Here is a 21,031-nt window from a genome sequence, read left to right as displayed (position 1 = left end):
TTATCCTTTCCTTGCGCGGAGGTTGGCTTTCGAAGGGGTGACGCCGGACGGGGCCAGTCCCGCGAGCCATCTGGTCAAGAGGTCGGGTTTTCGGCCGGCATGTTCGAGATCGTCGCGCCGCCGCACCGCGCCACGAACGAAATGCGCGCCGACGAACCGGAATGGTTCGGATGGGAAGCCTCGCGTCACTGGGCGCACGAGCGCCGAATGGGTGAGCTCGGATTCGCCGCCGGTCAACAGGCCGGTCAGGATCTTGCCGCCGAGATAGGCCATCGTCGTGCCGTTGCCGGAGAAGCCGTAGCCGTAGACGATGTCGCGGTTGGCGGGCAGGGCGCCGAACAGTGGCACGCCGCTGACGGTCCGATCGATCGGGCCGTTCCATGATGTATCGAGCGGAAAGTCGGCGAGCGCCGGGTGACCATCCCGCAACGCGCGGCGCATGTCGGCGACCCGTGGCGATAGACCATGAAACCGCCTGTCGACGATGCCGCCGAGGCCGATGACGCCGCCACTGACGCCGACAGACAGCCGACCATCGCGCGTCGGCGACCAACCGCCGACGAAAACGCGGGAATCGATCATCAGCGGCGCGCGGCGGTAGCCGATCTTGTCGAGAAGGTCTGGAATGGGTTTTGACATGGCGTCGTCGCTGGAGATGTTGAAGATTGCCGGCGCCAGTTCTCGAATGGCGCCGGACCATGCATTCATGGCAAGCACAATCTTGCCGCAGGACACAGTGCCTCTCCCCGTCTCCACCTTGAGCGTGCCGTCGCGCGAAAACCGCGTCATCGGCGACTTTTCATAGATGCGCACGCCGCGTGTTAGTGCTGCCCGGCGCAGGCCGCGCACGAGGAAACCGGGATGCACGGTTGCCGACGACGCATCGAACGCGCCGCCGAGGTGGCTCGTCGTGCCGGCTATCGCTGCGATCTCGTCGCGCGAAACTCGTCGCGCCGGCACGTAGCCATGCGCCGCCAGCTTGTTCAACGCGTCGTCCCAGGCGCCAAGCTGGGCTTCGCACGTCGCACCCCAGATCCAGCCGATGCGATCAAACCAGCTGTCTATTCCCTCGGCCTTGCAGAAAGCCTCGATGCCGCGGATTGCGGCTTCGGATGCCTTGATGATCGAAAGTGCATCGTTTCCGTCGCGCAGCGCGGCGAGCGCGCTGTATTTCGTCCATGCCGAGAGCACCATGCCGGAGTTGCGGCCGCTCGGGCCACCGCCGCAAATGTCGCGCTCGACGATGACAACATCGAAGGCGGGATTGTGCTCCTTGAGGCGTATAGCGGTCCACAGGCCCAGATAGCCGCCGCCGACGATGCAGATGTCAGCCTGCGTCGCCTCTTCGAGCGGAGGCGCAAGGTCTGGGTCCTCGGGCAGGGCCTGCCGCAGCCAATGGCTTCGCCAGACGATGTCCTTTTCCGTCAGTTGCATCACGATGCGCCTCTGGCTGATAGGCGGCGCTCCACGAGCCTGACCCAAAGGCTCGCGCCAATCGGCAGGATTGCGTCGTTGAAATCGTAGTTGGTGTCGTGAGCCGCGGCCTGGTGCGCATCGTCGGCCTGGCCGAGCAGGAAATAGCAGCCGGGCCGCTGTTCCAGCATGTAGCAGAAATCTTCAGAACCCATCTCGGGAGGCGGATCGATGACGAGACTTGCCGGTCCCATCACCTCGTTCACAATCGCGATCATCGCGTCGGCTTGCGCCGCAGTGTTTATCGTCGGTGCGAAGGGCGTTTCGTAGCGGAGGTCGACGCCGGCGCCAAAAGCTTCAGCTTCGTTTTTCGCGATGCGGCGGATTGCCGTCTCCAGCGCCTTTTGAACCTGGTGGTCGAAGGTGCGCACGGTGCCGGTCAGAAACGCCGTATCGGGGATGGTGTTGAAGGCTTCGCCTGCGCGCAGGCTGCCAACGGTGACGATTGCGGGAGAATGCACATCGGTGACGCGGCCGGGCAGGGCTTCGATTGCCAGCAGGATGCGCGCGGCGATGGGGAGTGGATTGATCGCCAGATGCGGCATCGCCGCATGGCCGCCCCTTCCGTGGACGACGATCTCGAAGCGATCGGCCCCCGCGGCCACCGTTCCGCGGTGGACGGCGATCTCGCCGAGCGGCCGTTCGCAATTGTGCAGCGCGTAGACTTCATCGCAGGGGAAACGCTCGAAAAGGCCCTCGTTCAGCATGGCAAGCGCCCCACCTCGACCCTCCTCGGCCGGCTGGAAGATGAAATGCACCGTGCCGGCGAAGTCGGGCGAGCGAACAAGCGCCGAGGCTGCGCCGAGCAGCATAGTGGTATGGCCGTCATGGCCGCAGCCATGCATCCGCCCGGGGGTGCGGGACGCATGCGCCAGCGGCCGTGCCTCAGTCATCGGCAGGGCATCCATGTCGGCGCGGATGCCAAGGCTGCGACCAGCGCCAAGCCTGCCCCTGAGCGTGCCGACGACACCTGTGCGTCCGACGCCTTCGGTCGTCTCGATGCCCCACGCGCGCAGTTTGTCCGCCACGAAACGGGCCGTCTCGAACTCTTCGAAACCGAGCTCGGGATTGGCATGGAGATGCCGCCGCCACGCCGTCATCTCGGTCTCGAGTTGCTGCACCGGCGGAACCAGTTTCATGCCGATGCCTTTGCGCGGAGAGCTTGCGAGCGGCTCTGCAGGATAGCGATGAGCCCAAGCAGGATCGCCGAGAAAGCCATCAGCAGCACGGCGACAGCCGCGATGGCAGGGCTGATGGACTCGCGCACCCCGGAGAATATCATGCGGGGCAAGGTTCGCTCCGCGCCCGTCGAGAGGAAGCTTGCGACGACGACTTCGTCGAAAGAAATGATGAAGGCGATGATGGCCCCTGTAACGACGCCCGGCGCTATCAGCGGCAGCACCACCTTGAAGAAGGTGCGCATGGCGCCGGCGCCCAGCGATGCCGCCGCACGAACCAACGTCCGGTCGAAGGTCGAAAGACTGGCGACGACGGTGGTTAGCATCACAGGCACGGCCATCGCCGTGTGCACCAGAATGATTGATAGCTTGTTGCCAACGAGTCCCAGCGTGGCGAAGAATGAAAAGGCCGCGACGCCGACGATGACGACCGGCGTCACCAAAGGCGCGGCGATGATCGCGTAGAGGATCCGTTTCCCGGCAAAATCACCCCAGGCGAGCCCGATCGCCGCAGGTATTCCGAGCAGCAAAGCCAGAACCGTGGTGGATAGCCCGATGACGACCGAGTTCCACAGCGCGTTCGGCCAGCGCTCGTCGATCCACAGTTCGGCATACCAGCGCAACGACCAGCCCGGCGTCGGAAATGCCAGCGAATTGCTCGAGGTCAGCGACATGGGGACCACGATCAGCAGGGGCAGGATCATGAAAGCCAGCAACGTCGCCGCATAGGCATACATCAGCCCTTTCCGGAAGCGGTCGGCGCTCATGCGACATGCGCCTTGCTGCGGAAGAGGACGGATGCCGTCCAGAACAGGAACGCAAACAATACGAGGATCATCAGCAGTTGCAGGGAAAGCGCTGCGCCCATGCCCCAGTTCAGCGTGCTGTTGGTGTAGAAGGCTATGTAGCTGGAGATCATCTGGTCTGTCGGCCCGCCGACAAGCGTCGGGGTGATGTAATAGCCGAGCGCGAAGACAAAAACGATCGCCCCGCCGGACAGGATCCCGGGCAGGATCAACGGCAACTGGACGCGGCGCCACGCCGTGAGCCACGGCGCCCCCAACGACAGCGCCGCGCGCATGTAGGTGGTCGGAACCCGCCGCATGACGGCGACGACGGAGAGGACCATCATGGGCAGCAGAACCTGAACCATCGCCAGATACAGCGAAAAGCGGGTGTAGATGAGGTCGAGGGGTTCGCTGACGATACCCAATCCGAGCAGTGTGGAATTCACGGGACCGTTCTTCTGCAGCACGATGATCCAGATGACGGTGCGCACCAGCAGCGATGTCCAGAGCGGAAACAGGATCAGCGCGAACATCAGCTTCGACCAGGCAGGCGGCGCGCTGACGATCGCCTGCGCCAGCGGCACGGCGAGCACCGCGCAGATGACCGTCACCACGATGCTGATCCAGATCGTACGCAGCAGCGCGTCGACGAAGATGGCGCGGTCGGCCGAAACGGCTTCGATCGAATTGTCCGCGCCGCGCTTCAGGTCGAGGCTCGCAAGCAGATAATAGTCCGTTCGCGCGCTTTGCTGACGCGCTATGACCTGCCAGAGATCGATGTTTTTCCAGCCGGCCTGTTTGGCGAGCACCTCGTCGCGCACGGGGCGCATGCCGAGCTTGCCGTCGGCCGCATCCTTTGCCGTCTTGATGACGAGGAAACGGCTACCGACAACGCGCTGGTTCACGAGTTGCGCCAGGACGCCTTCCTTCCCGGCGCGCCGCGCGTCGGCCAGGTCCTCGACGAGTGCTGCAAAGACGGGTTCGCCAGGCAGGCCGCTCTCTGCTTTCCAGCCGGCAAGAGCGGCAATGGTGCGCGGCAGGTTGTTCGAGAAATCCGAGTTGTCGACGGCCAGAGCGAGGAAGCGCGCCACCGGCCACAGAAACAGAATGACGACGAATAATATAAGCGGAGCCGTCAACAGGGCGAGCATGCCGCCCCGTTGGCGTCGCTTCATAGCCGGTTTTGTCCCGACCAACATGCCCAAGTTACTTCGCGAGCCAGGCCTTGAAGCGTTCTTCCAACGCTTCCTTGTGCTCGGTCCAGAAGTCGTTGTCATAGGCGGCGCCGTACTGGAGGTGCTCCGGCGACGTCGGCAGGTTGGCCTTCCAGTCCGCGGGAATGAGGTCGGCGGCTTCCTTGCGGCCGGTGCCATAGGCATAGAGCTTGGAGAAGCCGGCCTGGTTTTCAGGGATGGAGAACCACTTGAGGAGATCCAGCCCGCCTTGCTGGTGCGGTGCGCCCTTCACCACGGCCCAGTAGTCGGTGCCGTAGAAGAAGCCGGCGTCCCACGCGATGGCGTAGGGCTTCTTCTCGTTGATGGCTTCGTTGGTGATGCGTGCATTGAACGCGTCGCTGAGCGTCACTTCGCCGCTGTCGAGGTTCTGGATGCCCTGCGTCGTGGTGGACCACCAGACGACGTTCGGCTTGATCTTGTCGAGCATGGCGAAAGCCCGGTCGACACCTTCCGGCGTGGCCAACACCTTGTACATGTCCTCGCGTTTCACGCCGTCGGCCATGAGCGCGTTTTCCAGCGTGAACTGCGCTTGCTGGTAGAGGCCGCGCTTTCCTGGAAATTTCTCGACGTTCCAGAAGTCCGCCCAACTCTTTGGCGCGGCGTCGCCCTTATAGACATCGGTGTTGTAGGCAAGAACCGTTGCCCATGTGTCGGACGCGACACCGCATTCATGCAGGGTGCCTGGGAGATAATTCGCCGCGTCGCCGGTGATCTCGGGCGTCAGCGGGACGAACAGGCCTTCGGCGCAGCCGACCTCCATGGCGGGCGCTTCCACCGAGACGACGTCGTAGGTAATGTTGCCCGCCTGCACTTGGGCACGCACCTTGGCGACCTCGCCGCCCCACTCTTCCATGATGATCGGGACGCCCGTCTTTTCGGTATACTTGTCCCAGACTCCATCCTTGTAGGCCTTGTCCCATGTACCACCCCAGCCGACCACCGTGACGGGATCGGCCGCGGACGCGGCAAAAGTCGAGGTCGCGAGGCAGATAGCGGCGGCAGATACGGCTTGCAGATAAGTCCTCATCGCAGTTCCCCTTTCTTATCGTTGCGGATTTGATCAAATTTCAAACGCAAAATGGATTGATTAGCAACAGGAATTTGCGATAGGGTGCAAAAAAGTTAAAAAGACAAGGGGATTTGATCGAATGCTGCAAGGCACTAGAGACGTGCGCGCCAATGTCAGTCTCGCTGCTGTTCTGGACGAGGCGCGACAGTGTTTCGCTGACGCCAACCCAAACAGCCTGGCGCGTCAGAACGAGGCCGCGGCATCGTTGCCGGGCGGCAATACGAGGGCTGTACTTTGGTACCCGCCATTCCCTGTTTCGTTCGTCTCCGGCGAGGGCTGCAGGGTGACCGATCTGGACGGCCATACCTATGTCGACCTGGTCTCGGAATACAGCGCCGGCTTCTACGGCCACTCCGACAAGGCGATTTCGGCGGCCCTTGTGGACGTCATACAGGGCGGCATCATGCTGGGTGCACCCAACCGCTACGAGGCGCGCCTGGCAGCGGCGGTGGTCGAGCGTTTTCCAGCCATCGAGCGCGTGCGCTTCTGCAACTCGGGCACCGAGGCGAACATCATGGCGATTTCCGCCGCTCGCGCCATCACGAAGCGTTCGAAGATACTCGCCTTCCGGGAAGGCTATCACGGCGGCGTACTGACTTTTGCGCATGGCGGCTCACCGCTCAATTTGCCTTTCCCCTTTGTTTTCGCCGACTACAACGATAGTGCAGGCGCCGTGGCGCTCATCAAGGAACAGGGCGACGAGCTTGCCGCCGTCATCGTCGAACCGATGATGGGCGGCGGCGGCTGCATCCCGGCGACACGCGAGTTCCTGCAGGCGCTGCGCACAGCGACGAAGGAGACCGGCGCGCTGCTGATCTTCGACGAGGTCATGACCTCGCGCCTCGACTATCGAGCGCTCCATGGTGCGCATGAAATTTTTCCCGATTTCGTGACGCTCGGAAAGTACATCGGCGGCGGTGCGAGTTTTGGCGCATTCGGTGGACGCGCCGACCTCGTCGACCGCTTCGATCCGGCTTTGCCTGGTGCGTTCTCGCATGGCGGGACGTTCAACAACAATATTCTCAGCATGGCTGCTGGTTTCACCGGTCTGACGCAGGTGCTGACGCAAGAGGCGAGCCGCGCCATCAATGCGCGCGGCGATCGCTTGCGTGAAGCGATGAACGTCTCCCTTGAACGACATGGCGTCGAGGGCATCGTCATAGGGCGCGGGTCGTTGATGAACCTGCATTTCGTCAGGGGGCCGGTGGACAAGCCGGCGCGGCTCGACGATGCCGATCCATCGGTGATTGCGCTGTGGCATATCGAGATGCTGTTGCGAGGGTACTACGTGACGCCGCGCGGCATGCTGGCGTTGTCACTGCCATTTGGCGACGCCGAACTCGACGGCTTCGCCGCCGCATTCGACGATTTCCTGTCGAGCAACCTCAAAATACTGCCCCGCCGGACAAACTGATGCTCGATCGCAAGGATGCCACCGCCGGCTCGGCCGCGCAAAAGACAGCTCATGTTCGTGTCCATACGGGCTTGAAGGAAGCACTGATGAACGGTGACTTCCTGCCCGGCCAAAGACTGGTCGTGCGACAGCTTGCCGAACAGTACCGGACCAGCGCCATGCCGGTGCGCGAGGCCTTGCGGCAACTCGTCAGCGACGAGGCGATGTTCGACCACCCAAACCGGGGCGTCATCGTCCCCGAGGCCACGGTGGCGCGTATTTCGGATCTCGTGCGTGTGCGCTGCAGCGTCGAAGGGACCGCGGCCGAATGGGCTGCGACGACCATCACGCCCGAAGAACTCGATGAATTGGCGAAGCTGAACAGCCTGATGCGCGAGTGCGTCGAGAGCAACGTCATGGCTAACTATCTCGGCCTGAACAGGCGGTTCCATTTCACGATGTACCATGCCGCGCGGTCACCTCTCATCCAGCAGATCATCGAGAAATTGTGGCTGCAGGCAGGACCGTTTTTGAACATCGTCCGCTCGGACGTGACCTACGGCCTGGGCCTGGACCATCACGACGAAATGCTCGCGGCGCTGCGTCGCGCCGATGGCGCGGCTGCGCGCAAGGCCTTGGTGGCCGATCTGCGCGAGGCCGCCGACATCATTCTTCGCGCCGCGGCGGCGGCTGAGGCGCAGCCTGCTCGAAAGCGCTCGACTTCGGTGCGCCGTGATCCGAAGGCGCAGGCTCGGTGATGGGCGGATCTCCGCGTGGGCCGGTTCACGTCGAGTTTCGCGGCGTCAGCAAGCGCTACGGGCATGCGGTCCAAGCGGTGCGCCAGCTCGACCTGGAAATCATGCGCGGCGAATTCCTGACGCTGCTAGGCCCTTCCGGGTCCGGCAAGACGACGGCGTTGATGATGCTGGCAGGATTCGAAGATACGACCGAGGGCGAAATTCTCATTGACGGTCAGCGCATCGACAACGTTCCCGCCAATCGTCGCGGCATCGGCATGGTGTTCCAGAACTACGCGCTTTTCCCGCACATGACGGTCGCCGAAAATCTGGCTTTCCCGCTCGAGGTCCGCAAACTTGGCCGCGAGGAGGTCAGGCGACGTGTCGGGAACGTTCTCGACATGGTCCAGTTGCCCGAATTCGGCAATCGGCGGCCAGCGCAGCTTTCGGGCGGGCAGCAACAACGCGTGGCGGTTGCCCGGGCCCTGATTTTCGAACCAAATCTTGTCTTGATGGACGAACCGCTTGGCGCCCTCGACAAGCAGCTGCGCGAGCAGATGCAGTTCGAGATCAAGGATATTCACGCCCGGCTGGGCGTGACCTTCGTCTACGTCACGCACGACCAGACTGAAGCGCTGACCATGTCGGACCGGATCGCAGTGTTCAGCGCCGGCCGCATCGAGCAACTGTCGACGCCGCGCGAACTGTACGAGCGTCCCGCGGCGAGCTTTGTCGCAAGTTTCATCGGCGAGAGCAACCGCATGTTGGGTGCCGTGCTGGCCGGGAGCGAGGATGGCGGCGTATCCGTCCGCCTCGACGACGGCGACGTTGTGTTGAACGCCATGTCCTGCGGTGCTGCGCTTTCTGCGGGTGTCAGGGTGACGCTGTCGATAAGGCCCGAGCGCCTGTCCGTTCTGCAGGACGGCGTCACGGCGCTCAACGAGATTCCGGCGACGGTCGTTCAATCAATCTACGTCGGCGATCATGTCCGGCTCGTCGCCGCGACCGCGAGCGGCCAGAAATTCATCGTCAAGCTAGCCACTTCATCGTCTCAGCCGAAGCTCGATCCAGGTACGGCGATCCGGCTGGGCTGTGGTCGTGAGGATTGCCTCGCGCTCGATAGATAACAACAAAAGGCAGACAAGGGAGACTCTAACCATGAAGAAATCGCCGAAAGTCGTCATCACCTGTGCGGTCACCGGCTCGATCCACACGCCGACGATGAGCCCGCATCTGCCCATAACGCCGTCAGAGATCGTCGATGCCGCCGTCGGCGCAGCCGAAGCTGGCGCCTCGGTGATCCATCTGCATGCCCGCGACCCCGAGACGGGCAAACCGACCCCCGATCCCAAGCTCTTCATGGACTTCCTGCCGCGCATCAAGCAGCAAACCAACGCGGTGATGAACATTTCTACCGGCGGCGGCCTCAAGATGACGCTCGACGAACGTCTCGAAGCCGCTCATGCCGCCAAGCCCGAACTCTGCTCGCTCAACATGGGGTCGATGAATTTTGCCTTGCACCACATCGCGCCAAAATACACCGAATGGAAGTTCGACTGGGAAAAGCCTTATCTCGAGGACACCAAGAACGGCATCGTCTCCAACACGTTCCAGCAGATCGAGCGCATCATCGTCGAGGTCGGCCAGGCCTATGGGACGAAGTTCGAGTTCGAGTGCTATGATGTCAGTCACCTCTACACGCTGGCGCACTTTCTCGACCGCAAGCTGCTGAAGCCACCGCTTTTCGTCCAGACGATCTTCGGACTTCTAGGTGGAATCGGCTCTGACCCCGAAGACATGATGCATATGCGCAGGACGGCGGAGCGACTGTTCGGAGACGACTATCTCTGGTCGATCCTTGCAGCCGGCAAGCATCAGATGAACCTTTGCACGATGGGAGCGATCATGGGCGGCAATGTGCGGGTTGGGCTGGAAGACAGTCTCTATGTCGGCAAGGGCGCGCTTGCCAAGAGCAATGCCGAGCAGGTCGCCAAGATCAAGCGAATCCTTGGCGAACTCTCGCTTGAAATAGCGACGCCCGAAGAGGCGCGGCAGCTGCTGGATCTCAAGGGTGGCAACGAGGTCGGGTTTTGACCGCGCCCGGCATTGAAACCTATGTCGGCGTCGTGCACCCTTGGATGTGCGACGCGATGGGCCATCTCAACGTTCGTCACTACGTCGCCATGTTCGATGATGCCAGCTTTCAACTGCTGGGCAGGATTGCCGCTCCCAATCTAACGCCGACTCTCGGCTGGGCGGACGTCAGGATGGAGATCGACTATGCGCACGAAACCGCGGTTGGAACCTTGGTCACCATTCGCTCGGTTGTCGAAAAGGTTGGGAAGTCGTCTCTGACCTATCTGCATGAAATGCGCGGCACGCTGGACGATGTGCTGCATGCACGCATGCGCACCGTAACGGTGCGCTTCGATCTTCAAGCGCGGAGCAAGATCGAGATCGAAGGCAAGGCCCGACAAGCGAGCGCAAATCTCCCGAGGGGTGAAGCCGATGCGCATGCGTGGTCAGAGCGCAGATCATGAACCTGTTTCTGAAGCTGCGCGATGATTTCGGAATGTCATGTCTTCTCATTGCGCACGATCTGGCCATCGTTCGCCAGGCCGCACAGCGCGTCTACGTGATGTATCTCGGCCGCGTCATGGAAGAAGGTGAGAGCGGCGCGCTCTATAGCCAGCCCGCACATCCGTATACACAGGCGCTGCTCAGCGCGGTCCCGTCGACAAATCCAGTTGAGGAGCGCGAACGTCAGCGGATCATTCTAAAGGGAGATGTGCCAAGCCCTGTGAATCCGCCGACCGGATGCCGTTTTCGTACGCGCTGCCCTGCCGTGCAAAGTGTTTGTGAGACATCGCCTCCGGTCAACAGCTTGTCGGAATCGAATCTCGCAAGTTGTCATTTCGCTGGTCGGATCAAAGCGGGTATCCTGCAGGAATACGACGTGAGACAAGTCGGATAAACCGGCGTGGGAGACGGAGAGGCCCAGGTTCTCCAATATTGATGCGTACTCGCGGCGCCGAATACGGCTTGGGGATCTCCATGCCAGTAGCCGGAGACCGGATTCCTCTGGTCGGCACAGTCGCAACGTTGCGTCGGCGCGATCGGTGCTTCAGTCGGCATTCAGCGGTACATGCATCGGCTACTTGGGTTTCTCCTCAAGCTTTTCATCCCCGAAAGAATTGCCTCCCAGGTGCGGCTCGATATCCGAAGCTTGACGATTCTATCCCACATTCGCCTCACGTCCGCACCCTCAACGCCTGCTCCAGCCTGTCGGCAATCTGTGTGACGATATAGGCAATCACCATGTAGATCACGACGGCAATCACGAAGGCTTCGAGGTAGTAGTAGTTCAGGGCGGCGGTCAGCTGGGACTGGGCGAAGATATCGACGACCTCGATGGCGAATCCGAGAGAAAGCGCCTTCATGATGACCATCATCGAAGTCGTCAGGTCGGGAATTGCCGTGAGGGCCACCTGGGGAAACAGGATACGTCGAAACAGTTGGCCGCCCGTATAGCCGAGCGAATGGGCCGCGTCCGACTGACCGGTGTCGAATGCATTCAGGGCTCCCTTGATAATCTCGGATTGGAACGCGGCGACACAGCCGGTAATCGCAACGACAAGAATGACCCAATTGGGGGTTTCGTGAGCGTTGAAGTTGATCCCGAGCAACGAGAACAGGAACTGGAATGCGGGCGGCAGACCGAAATAGGCGAGGAAAATCACGATGACCATTGGAACGCCCTTGAAGACGATCTTGTAAGTCATGATGAGCTCTCGCAGAACCGGCACCCGTCTGTATTCGATCAGCGCGAATATGCTGCCGACTATCGTCGACAGGACGAAAATCAAGAGTGCCATTCCAACGGTCACGGGTACGGCACTCAGAATTTCCTGCGTGTCCTGGAGCAAAATATCGGTATCAAACATGGTTGAATACCCTTACGTCAGACGCTCGCGAGGAGCTCGTTCTTGATCTGAGTTGTTGTCGTTGCCTCTGGCGCTTGCATCGGTGATCGAAGCTCGAAGAAGCGCACGATGAGCCATGCGACCAGGCACATCAGCGAATAGATGACCGCCAGGACGAGGTAGGTTTCGAACTGGAACTGGTTGTAGTCGCGCTCCATGATCAAATGCGCAGTCGCCATGACGTCGGCGGCGCCGATGTACATGACCAGCGCAACGTTATGGATCAGGTAGATGACGGAGTTCCCGTAGCCCGGTAGTGCGAAGTGCACCCCTTGCGGGCCGACGACGCGAGTAATTTTCTGCCGGAACGTATATCCAAGGCTATCGGCCGCATCGTGCTGGCCGCGATCGACGGCAAGATATGCAGGCCGCATGACTTCCGACAGATATCCTCCATGGTAGAGGCTCAACCCCACCATGGCAGCCATCGTCGGCGAAATAAAATCTTTGGCGCCGAACAGGATCACCAACAGCGGAAGCCCATAAAACGCGACGAACAGCTGCAGGACGACAGGAACGCTCCGGGCATAGGACACGTAGAGGTCCACCAGGTGACTGATCAGTGGCACCCTGCGAACACGGAGTGTTGTCGCGATGAGAGCCAGACAGAACCCGGAAATGAGGGCCGTAAACGTGATGGCGAGCGTCAGCGGCAGTGCCGTTAGCAACTCGGGAATCATAGCAGATACATCCACTTTGAAACGCTCCTTCTTGCAATTCAGCCTTGCCGCTGACTAGCGAATATGGCCCTCAACGGCCGTGCTATTTCATGTACTGGACGATGCCCTCGCCGAACCACTTCTGCGAGAGCTTCTCGATCGTGCCGTCGTCTTTCAATTCCTTGAGAACCTTGTTCACATCGTCAGCCAGAACCTTGTTCTCGTCTGATCTGTGGATCAGCATGTAGGTGTTGTTGCTGAACACTGGTTCGGACGCCACGATATCGAGTTTCTTTTGCTCGATGACGGTCTGCTCACCGAGATTGGACGGCAAGACGAGAGCGTCGAACTTGCCGTTCTGAACTTCGTCCAGCCGGTTCGGGTAGGGAATGCCTGCACTCGATGCCGTGACATCGAGCTTGTATTGCGGGTTTTCTTTCTGCCAGTTCATGATGAACTTGTAGGTTCCACCGCCGGCCGTGGTCGGAACGATCCTCTTGCCGACCAGGTCTTTCATTTCCTTGATGCCGCTGTCTTTCTTGCTGTAGATCTTCATCAGGCTGGCGCCCATGGGATTTTCCGGAATGAAGAACTGCTTGGAGCGCTCGGGCGACTTGTAGTAGCCACCCACCGCGATGTCGTACTTGCCCGTGGCGAGGCCAGTTTCCTGCGCGATGTCAGAGACACCTTCCATCTCGAACTTGTATTGCGGCAGCTTTGCGTTGATCGCCCTCAGGAGATCGGGCTCATAGCCTTGCGGCTCGACGCCGATCGCGCCCCATGCCAGCGGCTTGGATTCGGCAGACGTCGCGATCTTGATTGTCCGAACGGTCTGACCATAACTGACTCCTGCGGTTGCAAGGGCTATTGCGATGCCGCCGACGACAGCCAGGGCATGACGACGGGAAAAGCGGGATGTGATTACAGACATTTCTTAGGTTCCCTTGTTGTTGGATTATTGAAAAGCGAGTTCTGACTGCAGGAATTGAGCAAGTCGTGGGCTGGAAGGCGCGTCGAAGATATCAGCCGGGCTGCCATCGGCGGCGACCACGCCACGGTCCATGAAGACGATCCGGTTGGAGATGTTCCTTGCGAATTGCATCTCGTGGGTCACAAGCAGCGAAGTGATCCCTGACGAGGTGACGTCCTTGATCACCTTCAGGACTTCACCGACGAGTTCTGGATCCAGCGATGACGTAGGCTCATCGAAGAGTATCACGTCGGGACGAACTGCCAGGGCGCGCGCAATGCCGGTGCGCTGGAGCTGGCCGCCCGACAGTTGGGAGGGATAGCTGTCTCGCTTCGGGGTGAGGCCGACCCGCTCGAGCTCCCGCAAGGCGATCTCCCGCGCCTCGTCCGCGGACTTGCGCTGCACGACGACCAGTGGATCCATCACGTTCTGCAGGACCGTCATGTTCTTGAAGACGTTGAATTGTTGAAAGACCATCGCCGTTCGCAACCGGATCGCCTGGACAGCGACCTTGTCGGCACGCTGGTAATCCATCCGGATCTGATCGAACGCGATGGTTCCTGACGACGGCTTGGCCAGGTAGTTGATGCATTTCAGCAACGTGGTCTTGCCGGTGCCGCTGGGGCCGATGATCGAAACCACGTCACCCCGCTTTACCGAGAGATTGACGCCGTTCAGAACCTGCGTGCTTCCGTAAGACAGCTTTACATCTTTGAGTTCAAGCATTGCTGGTTGTCCCTTCGGAAAGTGTGAGACGGACTGCTTCGACCGCATGCGACATCATCACCCGCTCTCCGCATGGCCGAGAACGTGCATCAGCCGGTTTGCCCAGCCGAAGATCGATATGGCGTGGATCAGGTCGATAATCTCGCGGTCGTCCATGCCGACTGATCGAAGCGCGGCGATATCGTCTGCCGTCGCTTCCGACGGGGCCGCCGACAGGCGGCGGGCAAAACTGTAGATTGCCGCATCGCGTGGGCCGAGCGCTTCAGGTTTATCGAGATAGAGCGCGGTGACCACTTCGTCGTTCTTGGTCAGCTCTGCATGCCTGCGGGCGTGAACAACGGCGCAGAATTTGCAGCCATTGACGATGGACGCACCTAATGCACCAAGCTCGCGGTCAGGGCGGGCAAGCCCGCCTTCGACATACATGATGGCGTTGAACAAGATGGTGCGGGCAAGGTAGCTCTCAGGGTCATGCGCAAGGGTGCGCACATATTCCGAAACTTTCTTGGCTGATGGCGTGACCTTCATCGCTTCAAGCTGTTCCGGCGTGGCCTCGGATAGCTCGACCGGCGCTATGTACGGATGCCAATTCAATGGCTTCAGGCGCACCGCGGAAATCATGCCGTCCTCAACAATCGCAGGCCGGTTGCCACCCGCGTCTGGAAATTGACGAAGGCGATGAGCTCGGAAAGGGCGACGATCTGAGGATTGTTCAATCCAGCTTGGGCGAGCAGGGCGATGTGGCCCGCTTCCGCCTTTTTCGGTGTCAGCGTAATCAGGTCCACATGACGTGCGATGGTCGCCAATGGCTCTTCCAAATCCGTTTCCCCCTGGGCTAAGGCCAGAAGCTGCTCAGTCGGATCGAGCTGAGCCAGCTGCACATCAAATTCGGCCATCAGGACCGGATCGGCATTCAGAGCGGCCATGCGACGGGCCAGAGCAACCCGCAAATTAGGCGCAAGCCCTTGGTCGTTTGCTGGCTGCAGGACGGAGAGGCGACATTCCTCGGCCCCCAGCACGAATTCAGGCCGAAACCGACGCGCGCTGAAAAGCGCATCGTGCGGTGATAGACCGGCGGCCTTGTCCATTGCGTCGATCACAGCGCGGCCTCCTTCTCCAACAAGGGTGTTGAATCGACCCATTCGTCGCCCAGAAGTTCGGGCGTGTCGTAAGCGATCAGGTTGGCGAAGTGGGTTTCGACATCTTCGGCAAACAGCGATGCGGCAATGCCGCGGACCAAACGGTCGGCACCCGCGCTGACGGCTGGGATATCACCGGAGACCTTGCCGTGCGTCAGCATGGCGGCGTCGTTGAAGCAGTGGATATGCGACAGCATCGGGCAGGAGCCGGGGACGCGCTCACGAAACTCGAAGGCGGGACCTAGGTCCGGTGCATCGGACATGCCTGCACGCGCCGGCCCCATGTCCGGTGTATATCGGCCATCCGACCAGGTGCGGATATGTGGCGCGATGGCTGCAAATTCCGGGCGGCCGTTGAAGTCGTTTGAAAAGCCGGTTGCCGCGATCAGGAAGTCGTAGCGCATCAGCCCCTGGGTGGTTTCGATAAGCAGGCCTCCCGCATCTTCCGTGACCGCGACGATGCCGCAGTCGAGAAAGAACCGGGCATTGGGGTGGCGAGAAACGCGAAGCGTCGATGAACGCGGCGGCGGCGTCTGGGTTGAGGCGGTGTAGTCGAAGAACTTCCACTTCCAGGCATCGGGCAATTGATGCATGCCGAGTACAATACCCGGACTGCCGATTCCGGTCAGCTTGTTGATGCGCGGCATTTCCTTGCGCCGGATCAACATGTCCACAGATCCGGCGCCCGCCTCGAGTGCGGTTGCGGCATTGTCCATGGACGAGGCACCGGCGCCGATGACCGCCACACGCTTACCTTGCAGCGCGTCGAAATCGATCTCGTCCGCAGAATGGGCCCAATAAGCGCGATCGATGCCCCTGAGGAAATCGGGCACGGCAAAACCGCCCAGACCAGAGCGGCCGGTGGCCAGAACGAGATGACGGGTGAGAACCCGGCCGGATTCCGCGCCTTCGATATCGATCGCAATCAGATCACCAACCGGTGCGACGCCGGTCATGCGCACGCCGTTGCGCACAGGCAGAGCAAGAACCTTGCGGTACCAGACCAGGTAATCCATCCACTGGCCCTTGGGGATTTTGTCCAGCGACCGCCAGGCGTCGACGCCCCATTGCGCCGTGAACCAGGCGCGGAACGTCAATTGCGGCAAGCCGAGCGACGGACCGTGCAGGGTCTTCGGCGACCGGAGTGTTTGCATGCGGGCAAACGTTATCCACGGTCCTTCGAGCCCAGCCGGCGCCGCATCATAGGCGACGACATTGGTGATCCCTGCCAGCACCAGCTTTGCCGTGGCAGCAAGTCCGCACATGCCAGCGCCAATGACCACGACATCACGGACCGGGGCGCCCTCATGCATGCGTGTGGGGACCCAGGGCTTGGCGGGCAGCTCGACAAAGTCGAGATCCTGCGCAAGCTGGGCTTCCAACGCGGCAAGGCCCGTCGATGCTGCCGGGGTGGGAGTATGCTTCATATTCCAGTTCCGTTATTTGTGCCCGACGCGGGATCGTTCACCAATTGGCTGGCCAAAGCTGGATCGAGCTTCTTGAAACCGACGATCGACCGTTCAGCCACCGCTTCGACCGCATCCATCAGCGCCTGCGCGACTGGGCGAAGGGGACGTTTTGAGGCAGCCACAACGCCCCAATAAAAGAGAACGGTTACATCGATCGGGCGAATGACGACCCCAGGCAGGGCGACGCCATAGGCCGTGAGGGGATCGATGACGGCCGCGACACCAGTATGGCGCACGATCTGCAACGCGCCGTAGGCAGTATTGGTCCGGATCACCGGGCCGGTGTCGATGCCCCGGGCAGCGAGTGCCTTGGCGACATGCAACTGAAACCGCAGCGGATTGAGCAACGTAGCCACGCGACGACCCGCAAAAGCCGAAAGCGGTATGACATCAAGTTCAGCCAGCGCATCGTCCTCCCGCACGGCAGCAACATCAGGCGCCGAATAGAGCCGTAGGACATCCAGACCGGGCGTATCGAGCGGCAGGCTTGAAAACCCGATCTCGGCACGTCCGCTGCGCACTTCCTGGGCGACGATCGAGGGAAGAAACTGCCCGAGATGCGTCTCGTGCGGAAGCTCGACACCCTTGAGCTCGGCCAGGGCCGCCGGGATCAAGCCGGTGCCGATCGCGGAGGTTGTGACAATCTGCAGGATCCGCCCACGGCCGGCGGCGATCATCTTGGCCCGCGCTGCAAGTTCGGTGAAAGACATCAACAATCGCCGCGCTTCCTCCTCGAATGCGACACCCTCTTCAGACAGCTGCACCCGTCGACCGATCCGATGCAGCAATTCGAAGCCAAGTTCGGCCTCGAGCTCCTGAATGGTGCGTGTCACCGAAGGTTGGGAACGCCCGAGCATGTCAGCCGCCTTGGTGATGCTGCCGCTGGCAGCAACCGCAAGGAAGGTCTGAAGGTCCCGGGTTTCCATGTTCTCCCTACATGCGTAATTCGTATGATTGACATCGTCTCATTCATTTTTGATATATGTCAAGCGGAAACTAATAGTCGTTGCGGCGTTTGCCGGCTCAGAGCCGGAGTCCTGATCGAAACGGCTGATGGCAACCGACGTGACTTCAATTCGGATCCTCCCGATGAAAAAACTTGTAGGCGGGGACGGCAAGGATTCTCGAACCATAAAGCCGGCGACAGGAGGAATGTTATGCGCGTGAGTATTCTGGGCGCTGGAGCAATTGCCTATGGCCTTGCGGCCTATTTGGCACAATCGGGACATACGCCAACACTTTGGTCACCGTCGGGAGACCGCACCAGAACGTTGGCGACTGGCGAATTATTGAAGGCGACGGGGGATATCGAGGCGACGGTGCCGGTGCGTATTGCCAATGATTGTAAAGATGCCATCGATCACGCGGATGTGGTGGTGATCGCGCTTCCCGCTTACGGCCACAAGATGGTGATGGATGCCGCGGTCCCTCACCTGGCAGATGGTATTCCTGTCATCGTCAGTTCGCACAGTTCGTTCGGCGCGCTGTATCTCTCCAAGCGGTTAGCCGAGCGCAAGGTCAGGTTGCCGATCGTCGTTTGGGGCACAACGCTCTTGACCGGCCGCCAGCTCGGACCAACAGAAGTCCAGGTCACTTCCATTCGCCAGAAGCTTGATGTTGCGACGCTGCCTTTCGATGCGCTCGATCAAGGGTACAAGCTTTGCACGGCCTTGTTCGGCGATCGTTTCGTCAAGCGCGATGGTCTGCTGGCAATTGCGCTCAGCAACCTCAATCCGCAGAACCATCTGGGAATTGCCCTTCTCAATCTCACACGAATGGAGAGGGCCGAGCGATGGAGCCAGGGGGGAAATGTCACTCCTGCCGTTGGTCGCTTCATCGAGGCTCTGGATGCCGAACGATTGGCCATAGCTGGCAATTTCGGTATCGCGGTTCGTACCGTCCAGGAACATTTTTCATTGTCGTTCCACGTCCCCATGAGCACCGTTTCGGAAATGAACCTGGAGATGGATCGCCAAGGTCGTGGCGGCTTTGGCCCGACGACTATCGAGAGCCGCTATATTCTCGAGGACGTTCCGTTCGGCCTGTTACCAACCGCAGTCCTGGGGAAGATCAGCGGAAATCCGGCGGTTCTCCATGAATCCGGAATTTCCATATTGTCGGCGGCTTATGGCCGGGATCTCAAGGGAGATAATGATATTCTTCCTGGGCTCGGCATCGAGAACATGACAAAGACGGATCTTGAAGCCCTTTGCCGCAAGGGGTTTTGAGCGCGCTCGCGGCCAATGCGGCGTGATTACGCTTTGAGGAAGCTAGCGCGACGCTCCTGTTACATCATTGCGAGCTGATTCTAACCAACGACATCCGAAGGTCGACTTACTTGACTTGTGAGCGGATAACTTCTATATGATGTGGACACTTTAAGAAGGAGGTATAACCATGGTCCGTCCTGTAGAAACCCCAACCCGTGAAATCAAAAAACTCGACGGCCTGTGGGCATTCAGTCTGGATCGCGAAAACTGTGGAATTGATCAGCGTTGGTGGGAAAGCGCGTTACAAGAAAGCCGGGCAATTGCTGTGCCAGGCAGTTTTAACGATCAGTTCGCCGATGCAGATATTCGTAATTATGCGGGCAACGTCTGGTATCAGCGCGAAGTCTTTATACCGAAAGGTTGGGCAGGCCAGCGTATCGTGCTGCGTTTCGATGCGGTCACTCATTACGGCAAAGTGTGGGTCAATAATCAGGAAGTGATGGAGCATCAGGGCGGCTATACGCCATTTGAAGCCGATGTCACGCCGTATGTTATTGCCGGGAAAAGTGTACGTATCACCGTTTGTGTGAACAACGAACTGAACTGGCAGACTATCCCGCCGGGAATGGTGATTACCGACGAAAACGGCAAGAAAAAGCAGTCTTACTTCCATGATTTCTTTAACTATGCCGGAATCCATCGCAGCGTAATGCTCTACACCACGCCGAACACCTGGGTGGACGATATCACCGTGGTGACGCATGTCGCGCAAGACTGTAACCACGCGTCTGTTGACTGGCAGGTGGTGGCCAATGGTGATGTCAGCGTTGAACTGCGTGATGCGGATCAACAGGTGGTTGCAACTGGACAAGGCACTAGCGGGACTTTGCAAGTGGTGAATCCGCACCTCTGGCAACCGGGTGAAGGTTATCTCTATGAACTGTGCGTCACAGCCAAAAGCCAGACAGAGTGTGATATCTACCCGCTTCGCGTCGGCATCCGGTCAGTGGCAGTGAAGGGCGAACAGTTCCTGATTAACCACAAACCGTTCTACTTTACTGGCTTTGGTCGTCATGAAGATGCGGACTTGCGTGGCAAAGGATTCGATAACGTGCTGATGGTGCACGACCACGCATTAATGGACTGGATTGGGGCCAACTCCTACCGTACCTCGCATTACCCTTACGCTGAAGAGATGCTCGACTGGGCAGATGAACATGGCATCGTGGTGATTGATGAAACTGCTGCTGTCGGCTTTAACCTCTCTTTAGGCATTGGTTTCGAAGCGGGCAACAAGCCGAAAGAACTGTACAGCGAAGAGGCAGTCAACGGGGAAACTCAGCAAGCGCACTTACAGGCGATTAAAGAGCTGATAGCGCGTGACAAAAACCACCCAAGCGTGGTGATGTGGAGTATTGCCAACGAACCGGATACCCGTCCGCAAGGTGCACGGGAATATTTCGCGCCACTGGCGGAAGCAACGCGTAAACTCGACCCGACGCGTCCGATCACCTGCGTCAATGTAATGTTCTGCGACGCTCACACCGATACCATCAGCGATCTCTTTGATGTGCTGTGCCTGAACCGTTATTACGGATGGTATGTCCAAAGCGGCGATTTGGAAACGGCAGAGAAGGTACTGGAAAAAGAACTTCTGGCCTGGCAGGAGAAACTGCATCAGCCGATTATCATCACCGAATACGGCGTGGATACGTTAGCCGGGCTGCACTCAATGTACACCGACATGTGGAGTGAAGAGTATCAGTGTGCATGGCTGGATATGTATCACCGCGTCTTTGATCGCGTCAGCGCCGTCGTCGGTGAACAGGTATGGAATTTCGCCGATTTTGCGACCTCGCAAGGCATATTGCGCGTTGGCGGTAACAAGAAAGGGATCTTCACTCGCGACCGCAAACCGAAGTCGGCGGCTTTTCTGCTGCAAAAACGCTGGACTGGCATGAACTTCGGTGAAAAACCGCAGCAGGGAGGCAAACAATGAGCT

21 protein-coding genes are annotated in these 21,031 nt (G+C 59.8%); 8 read left to right on the top strand and 13 right to left on the bottom strand.

The annotated features are described in order from the left end of the window. Genes ACYG97_RS16800 through ACYG97_RS16780 form a run of 5 tightly spaced genes read right to left on the bottom strand, consistent with a single transcriptional unit; the run spans position 1 to position 5,701 of the window. Positions 1–1,434 (bottom strand): NAD(P)/FAD-dependent oxidoreductase, encoded by a 1,434-nt coding sequence (locus ACYG97_RS16800; protein WP_023804774.1) that lies wholly within the window; start codon positions 1,432–1,434, stop codon positions 1–3. After that, positions 1,434–2,612: a M20 aminoacylase family protein gene (locus ACYG97_RS16795; protein WP_023713984.1), complete on the bottom strand. Its 1,179-nt coding sequence runs from the start codon at positions 2,610–2,612 to the stop codon at positions 1,434–1,436. The genes ACYG97_RS16800 and ACYG97_RS16795 overlap by 1 nt, the downstream gene beginning before the upstream one ends. Next, a complete protein-coding gene (locus ACYG97_RS16790) occupies positions 2,609–3,418 on the bottom strand; it encodes an ABC transporter permease (RefSeq protein WP_050588874.1) in 810 nt (269 codons plus the stop codon). Before ACYG97_RS16790 ends, ACYG97_RS16795 begins: the two co-directional genes overlap by 4 nt. Continuing rightward, on the bottom strand, positions 3,415–4,614 hold the full coding sequence (locus ACYG97_RS16785; protein ID WP_023686279.1) for an ABC transporter permease: 1,200 nt from the start codon (positions 4,612–4,614) through the stop codon (positions 3,415–3,417). The genes ACYG97_RS16790 and ACYG97_RS16785 overlap by 4 nt, the downstream gene beginning before the upstream one ends. 31 nt (positions 4,615–4,645) lie before the next feature. After that, a complete protein-coding gene (locus ACYG97_RS16780; RefSeq protein WP_023696855.1) occupies positions 4,646–5,701 on the bottom strand; it encodes an ABC transporter substrate-binding protein in 1,056 nt (351 codons plus the stop codon). Between the two features lie 121 nt (positions 5,702–5,822). On the opposite strand from ACYG97_RS16780, the gene ACYG97_RS16775 reads away from it, so the two are divergent. Genes ACYG97_RS16775 through ACYG97_RS16750 form a run of 6 tightly spaced genes read left to right on the top strand, consistent with a single transcriptional unit; the run spans position 5,823 to position 10,847 of the window. After that, the gene (locus ACYG97_RS16775) at positions 5,823–7,157 is read left to right on the top strand and encodes an aspartate aminotransferase family protein (RefSeq protein WP_023713980.1); all 1,335 of its coding nucleotides are present in this window, start codon (positions 5,823–5,825) and stop codon (positions 7,155–7,157) included. After that, positions 7,157–7,894, top strand: coding sequence for a GntR family transcriptional regulator (locus ACYG97_RS16770; RefSeq protein ID WP_023713979.1), 738 nt, complete (start codon positions 7,157–7,159; stop codon positions 7,892–7,894). Before ACYG97_RS16775 ends, ACYG97_RS16770 begins: the two co-directional genes overlap by 1 nt. Continuing rightward, the gene (locus ACYG97_RS16765) at positions 7,894–9,000 is read left to right on the top strand and encodes an ABC transporter ATP-binding protein (protein ID WP_031197590.1); all 1,107 of its coding nucleotides are present in this window, start codon (positions 7,894–7,896) and stop codon (positions 8,998–9,000) included. Before ACYG97_RS16770 ends, ACYG97_RS16765 begins: the two co-directional genes overlap by 1 nt. 31 nt (positions 9,001–9,031) lie before the next feature. Further along, on the top strand, positions 9,032–9,967 hold the full coding sequence (locus ACYG97_RS16760; protein WP_023713977.1) for a beta-keto acid cleavage family enzyme: 936 nt from the start codon (positions 9,032–9,034) through the stop codon (positions 9,965–9,967). Further along, positions 9,964–10,413 (top strand): acyl-CoA thioesterase, encoded by a 450-nt coding sequence (locus ACYG97_RS16755; RefSeq protein ID WP_023669863.1) that lies wholly within the window; start codon positions 9,964–9,966, stop codon positions 10,411–10,413. The genes ACYG97_RS16760 and ACYG97_RS16755 overlap by 4 nt, the downstream gene beginning before the upstream one ends. Further along, positions 10,410–10,847, top strand: coding sequence for an oligopeptide/dipeptide ABC transporter ATP-binding protein (locus tag ACYG97_RS16750; RefSeq protein ID WP_050592897.1), 438 nt, complete (start codon positions 10,410–10,412; stop codon positions 10,845–10,847). Before ACYG97_RS16755 ends, ACYG97_RS16750 begins: the two co-directional genes overlap by 4 nt. A gap of 277 nt (positions 10,848–11,124) precedes the next feature. Here ACYG97_RS16750 and ACYG97_RS16745 read toward each other — a convergent pair whose 3' ends face one another. The 8 genes from ACYG97_RS16745 to ACYG97_RS16710 all read right to left on the bottom strand — a co-directional run bounded on the left by ACYG97_RS16745 (position 11,125) and on the right by ACYG97_RS16710 (position 17,745). Beyond that, the gene (locus ACYG97_RS16745) at positions 11,125–11,817 is read right to left on the bottom strand and encodes an amino acid ABC transporter permease (protein ID WP_023669865.1); all 693 of its coding nucleotides are present in this window, start codon (positions 11,815–11,817) and stop codon (positions 11,125–11,127) included. 17 nt (positions 11,818–11,834) lie between these two features. Next, positions 11,835–12,551: an amino acid ABC transporter permease gene (locus ACYG97_RS16740; protein WP_023669866.1), complete on the bottom strand. Its 717-nt coding sequence runs from the start codon at positions 12,549–12,551 to the stop codon at positions 11,835–11,837. Between the two features lie 67 nt (positions 12,552–12,618). Continuing rightward, complete coding sequence (locus tag ACYG97_RS16735) at positions 12,619–13,446, bottom strand: transporter substrate-binding domain-containing protein (protein WP_023669867.1); 828 nt, start codon at positions 13,444–13,446, stop codon at positions 12,619–12,621. A gap of 24 nt (positions 13,447–13,470) precedes the next feature. Further along, positions 13,471–14,211: an amino acid ABC transporter ATP-binding protein gene (locus ACYG97_RS16730; RefSeq protein ID WP_023669868.1), complete on the bottom strand. Its 741-nt coding sequence runs from the start codon at positions 14,209–14,211 to the stop codon at positions 13,471–13,473. A gap of 57 nt (positions 14,212–14,268) precedes the next feature. Then, on the bottom strand, positions 14,269–14,832 hold the full coding sequence (locus tag ACYG97_RS16725) for a peroxidase-related enzyme (RefSeq protein WP_023669869.1): 564 nt from the start codon (positions 14,830–14,832) through the stop codon (positions 14,269–14,271). Continuing rightward, complete coding sequence (locus ACYG97_RS16720) at positions 14,829–15,311, bottom strand: CMD domain-containing protein (RefSeq protein WP_023669870.1); 483 nt, start codon at positions 15,309–15,311, stop codon at positions 14,829–14,831. The genes ACYG97_RS16725 and ACYG97_RS16720 overlap by 4 nt, the downstream gene beginning before the upstream one ends. Continuing rightward, a complete protein-coding gene (locus tag ACYG97_RS16715; RefSeq protein WP_023804775.1) occupies positions 15,308–16,777 on the bottom strand; it encodes an NAD(P)-binding domain-containing protein in 1,470 nt (489 codons plus the stop codon). Before ACYG97_RS16715 ends, ACYG97_RS16720 begins: the two co-directional genes overlap by 4 nt. After that, positions 16,774–17,745, bottom strand: a complete 972-nt coding sequence (locus ACYG97_RS16710) for a LysR family transcriptional regulator (protein WP_023669872.1) — start codon at positions 17,743–17,745, stop codon at positions 16,774–16,776. Before ACYG97_RS16710 ends, ACYG97_RS16715 begins: the two co-directional genes overlap by 4 nt. Before the next feature lie 231 nt (positions 17,746–17,976). Here ACYG97_RS16710 and ACYG97_RS16705 point away from each other — a divergent pair, with 231 nt between their 5' ends. Together ACYG97_RS16705 and uidA are read left to right on the top strand one after the other, a co-directional pair. Next, positions 17,977–19,047 (top strand): NAD/NADP octopine/nopaline dehydrogenase family protein, encoded by a 1,071-nt coding sequence (locus ACYG97_RS16705; protein ID WP_031197587.1) that lies wholly within the window; start codon positions 17,977–17,979, stop codon positions 19,045–19,047. A 169-nt stretch (positions 19,048–19,216) separates the two neighbouring features. After that, on the top strand, positions 19,217–21,028 hold the full coding sequence (gene uidA, locus ACYG97_RS16700; RefSeq protein WP_257825605.1) for a beta-glucuronidase: 1,812 nt from the start codon (positions 19,217–19,219) through the stop codon (positions 21,026–21,028). Positions 21,029–21,031 lie beyond the last annotated feature (3 nt).

This window comes from Mesorhizobium sp. W067 (assembly GCF_054719525.1).
Note: the sequence above shows the minus strand (reverse complement) of the source record. Positions and strands in the feature narration are given on the sequence as shown.

Coding starts and splice junctions, on each gene's coding strand:
- ACYG97_RS16800 (WP_023804774.1), bottom strand. CDS start 1,434: ATGCAACTGACGGAAAAGGACATCGTCTGGCGAAGCCATTGGCTGCGG.
- ACYG97_RS16795 (WP_023713984.1), bottom strand. CDS start 2,612: ATGAAACTGGTTCCGCCGGTGCAGCAACTCGAGACCGAGATGACGGCG.
- ACYG97_RS16790 (WP_050588874.1), bottom strand. CDS start 3,418: ATGAGCGCCGACCGCTTCCGGAAAGGGCTGATGTATGCCTATGCGGCG.
- ACYG97_RS16785 (WP_023686279.1), bottom strand. CDS start 4,614: ATGAAGCGACGCCAACGGGGCGGCATGCTCGCCCTGTTGACGGCTCCG.
- ACYG97_RS16780 (WP_023696855.1), bottom strand. CDS start 5,701: ATGAGGACTTATCTGCAAGCCGTATCTGCCGCCGCTATCTGCCTCGCG.
- ACYG97_RS16775 (WP_023713980.1), top strand. CDS start 5,823: ATGCTGCAAGGCACTAGAGACGTGCGCGCCAATGTCAGTCTCGCTGCT.
- ACYG97_RS16770 (WP_023713979.1), top strand. CDS start 7,157: ATGCTCGATCGCAAGGATGCCACCGCCGGCTCGGCCGCGCAAAAGACA.
- ACYG97_RS16765 (WP_031197590.1), top strand. CDS start 7,894: ATGGGCGGATCTCCGCGTGGGCCGGTTCACGTCGAGTTTCGCGGCGTC.
- ACYG97_RS16760 (WP_023713977.1), top strand. CDS start 9,032: ATGAAGAAATCGCCGAAAGTCGTCATCACCTGTGCGGTCACCGGCTCG.
- ACYG97_RS16750 (WP_050592897.1), top strand. CDS start 10,410: ATGAACCTGTTTCTGAAGCTGCGCGATGATTTCGGAATGTCATGTCTT.
- ACYG97_RS16745 (WP_023669865.1), bottom strand. CDS start 11,817: ATGTTTGATACCGATATTTTGCTCCAGGACACGCAGGAAATTCTGAGT.
- ACYG97_RS16735 (WP_023669867.1), bottom strand. CDS start 13,446: ATGTCTGTAATCACATCCCGCTTTTCCCGTCGTCATGCCCTGGCTGTC.
- ACYG97_RS16730 (WP_023669868.1), bottom strand. CDS start 14,211: ATGCTTGAACTCAAAGATGTAAAGCTGTCTTACGGAAGCACGCAGGTT.
- ACYG97_RS16725 (WP_023669869.1), bottom strand. CDS start 14,832: ATGATTTCCGCGGTGCGCCTGAAGCCATTGAATTGGCATCCGTACATA.
- ACYG97_RS16715 (WP_023804775.1), bottom strand. CDS start 16,777: ATGAAGCATACTCCCACCCCGGCAGCATCGACGGGCCTTGCCGCGTTG.
- ACYG97_RS16710 (WP_023669872.1), bottom strand. CDS start 17,745: ATGGAAACCCGGGACCTTCAGACCTTCCTTGCGGTTGCTGCCAGCGGC.
- ACYG97_RS16705 (WP_031197587.1), top strand. CDS start 17,977: ATGCGCGTGAGTATTCTGGGCGCTGGAGCAATTGCCTATGGCCTTGCG.
- uidA (WP_257825605.1), top strand. CDS start 19,217: ATGGTCCGTCCTGTAGAAACCCCAACCCGTGAAATCAAAAAACTCGAC.